Genomic DNA, 2962 nt, shown 5'->3' on the forward strand with positions numbered 1-2962 from the left:
TCTCGCTGCTGCTGCGCCGCCCGCCGGGCCGCGAAGCCTACCCGGGCGACGTGTTCTACCTGCACAGCCGCCTGCTCGAGCGCGCGGCGCGCGTCAACGTCAAGTACGTCGAGGACTTCACCAAGGGCGCGGTCAAGGGCAAGACCGGCTCGCTGACGGCGCTGCCGATCATCGAGACGCAGGCCGGCGACGTGTCGGCCTTCGTGCCGACCAACGTGATCTCGATCACCGACGGCCAGATCTTCCTCGAGACCTCGCTCTTCAACGCCGGCATCCGGCCCGCCATCAACGCCGGCATCTCGGTGTCGCGGGTCGGCTCGGCGGCGCAGACCAAGGTGATCAAGAACCAGTCGGGCGGCATCCGCACCGACCTGGCGCAGTACCGTGAGCTCGCTGCGTTCGCGCAATTTGCGTCCGACCTCGACGAGGCGACGAGGAAGCAGCTCGACCGCGGCGCCCGCGTCACCGAGCTGCTCAAGCAGGCGCAGTACTCGCCGCTGCCGATCTCGCTGATGGCGGCGTCGCTGTTCGCCGTCAACAAGGGCTTCATGGACGAGGTCGACGTGAAGAAGGTGCTGGCGTTCGAGAGCGGCCTGCACACGCACCTGAAGACCAGCCACGCCGACCTGCTCGCCAAGATCGAGAAGTCGAAGGAGCTGGACAAGGAAGCCGAAGCCGAGCTCAACACGGCGGTCGGCAACTTCAAGAAGTCGTTCGCCTGAGCGTCGGCGACAGGACCTGAACAGAGGATTCACGCATGGCAGCCGGCAAGGACATCCGCGGCAAGATCAAGAGCGTGGAGAACACGAAGAAGATTACCAAGGCGATGGAGATGGTCGCCGCCTCGAAGATGAGGAAGGCGCAGGAGCGCATGCGCCAAGCCCGGCCGTACGCCGAGCGCGTGCGCGCGCTGGCGGCGAACCTGTCGCACGCTTCACCCGAGTACCGGCACCCGTTCCTGGTCGCCAACGAAGACGTCAAGACGGCCGGCTTCATCGTCGTCACCACCGACAAGGGCCTGTGCGGCGGCCTCAACACCAACGCCCTGCGCGCGGCGACCGCCAAGCTGAAGGAGCTCGAAGGCCAGGGCGTGACGGCCGAGGCCGTCGCCATCGGCAACAAGGGCCTGGGCTTCCTGAACCGCATCGGTGCCAAGGTGGTCTCGCACGCCACGCAGCTCGGCGACCGGCCGCAGCTCGAGCGCCTGATCGGCCCGGTCAAGGTGCTGCTCGACGCCTACGCGGCGGGCCGGCTGAAGGCCGTCTACCTCGTCTACACGCGCTTCATCAACACCATGCGCCAGGAGCCGATGGTGCTGCAGCTGCTGCCGCTCTCCGACGAGCAGATGCAGGTCGAAGCCGGCACGCACGGCTGGGACTACATCTACGAGCCGGACGCCAAGGTCGTGATCGACGAGCTGCTGGTGCGCTACATCGAGGCGCTGGTCTACCAGGCGACGGCCGAGAACATGGCCTCGGAGCAGTCGGCGCGCATGGTGGCGATGAAGTCGGCGACCGACAACGCCGGCAGCGTCATCGGCGAGCTGAAGCTCGTCTACAACAAGACGCGCCAGGCCGGCATCACCAAAGAACTTTCAGAGATCGTCGCCGGAGCGGCTGCGGTCTAGCGCCGGCACGACGAACGAACACGCATCAGGACAGAAGGAATCACCATGGCTGACATGCAATCCGCGCCGCGCCCGCAGGGCAAGATCGTCCAGTGCATCGGCGCCGTCGTCGACGTCGAGTTTCCGCGCGACGCGATGCCGAGGATCTACGACGCCCTCAAGATGGAAGGGACGAGCCTGACGCTCGAGGTCCAGCAGCAGCTCGGCGACGGCGTCGTGCGCACCATCGCGCTCGGCTCCTCCGAAGGCCTGCGCCGTGGCATGACGATCACCAACACCGGCGCGGCGATCTCGGTGCCGGTCGGCCCGGGCACGCTCGGCCGGATCATGGACGTGCTCGGCAACCCGATCGACGAGCGCGGCCCGGTCGACCAGACGCACGTCGCCTCGATCCACAGGAAGCCCCCGTCGTACGACGAGCTGTCGCCGTCGACCGACCTGCTCGAGACCGGCATCAAGGTCATCGACCTCGTCTGCCCGTTCGCCAAGGGCGGCAAGGTCGGCCTGTTCGGCGGCGCCGGCGTCGGCAAGACCGTGAACATGATGGAGCTCATCAACAACATCGCCAAGGCGCACAGCGGCCTGTCGGTGTTCGCGGGCGTCGGCGAGCGCACCCGCGAGGGCAACGACTTCTATCACGAGATGATGGACTCGGGCGTCGTCAACAGCGAGAACCTGGGCGAGTCGAAGGTGGCGATGGTCTACGGCCAGATGAACGAGCCGCCGGGCAATCGCTTGCGCGTCGCGCTGACCGGCCTGACGATCGCCGAGTCGTTCCGCGACGAGGGCAAGGACGTGCTCTTCTTCGTCGACAACATCTACCGTTACACGCTGGCCGGCACCGAAGTGTCCGCACTGCTGGGCCGCATGCCTTCGGCTGTGGGCTACCAGCCGACGCTGGCCGAGGAGATGGGGCGGCTGCAGGAGCGGATCACCTCGACCAAGGTCGGCTCGATCACCTCGATCCAGGCCGTCTACGTGCCGGCCGACGACCTGACCGACCCGTCGCCCGCCACCACCTTCGCCCACCTCGACTCGACCGTCGTGCTGTCGCGCGACATCGCCTCGCTCGGCATCTACCCCGCGGTCGACCCGCTCGACTCGACCAGCCGCCAGCTCGACCCGAACGTCGTCGGCCAGGAGCACTACGAAGTGGCGCGCGCCGTGCAGGGCACGCTGCAGCGCTACAAGGAGCTGCGCGACATCATCGCCATCCTCGGCATGGACGAGCTGGCGCCGGAAGACAAGCTCGCCGTCGCCCGCGCCCGCAAGATCCAGCGCTTCCTGAGCCAGCCGTTCTTCGTCGCCCAGGTGTTCACGGGCACCGAAGGGAAA

The 2962-nt window shown here is 67.2% G+C and carries 3 protein-coding genes; all 3 read left to right on the plus strand.

The genetic code is table 11. The features are described from left to right. A partial coding sequence (locus tag AC30N0_RS00685) for a F0F1 ATP synthase subunit alpha (protein ID WP_489516022.1) occupies window positions 1–722 on the plus strand: 722 nt, incomplete at its 5' end. 35 nt (window positions 723–757) lie between these two features. Next, window positions 758–1627 carry a F0F1 ATP synthase subunit gamma gene (gene atpG / locus AC30N0_RS00690; protein WP_489516023.1) on the plus strand — a complete coding sequence of 290 codons (870 nt, stop codon included), beginning with the start codon at window positions 758–760 and terminating at the stop codon, window positions 1625–1627. A gap of 54 nt (window positions 1628–1681) precedes the next feature. Then, window positions 1682–2962 (plus strand): F0F1 ATP synthase subunit beta (gene atpD / locus AC30N0_RS00695; protein WP_489516024.1); only part of this gene is annotated, 1281 nt, incomplete at its 3' end.

It is taken from the genome of Rhizobacter sp., assembly GCF_031412495.1.
In the GTDB taxonomy this organism is placed as follows: domain Bacteria; phylum Pseudomonadota; class Gammaproteobacteria; order Burkholderiales; family Burkholderiaceae_C; genus Schlegelella_A.

Coding starts and splice junctions, on each gene's coding strand:
- atpG (WP_489516023.1), top strand. CDS start 758: ATGGCAGCCGGCAAGGACATCCGCGGCAAGATCAAGAGCGTGGAGAAC.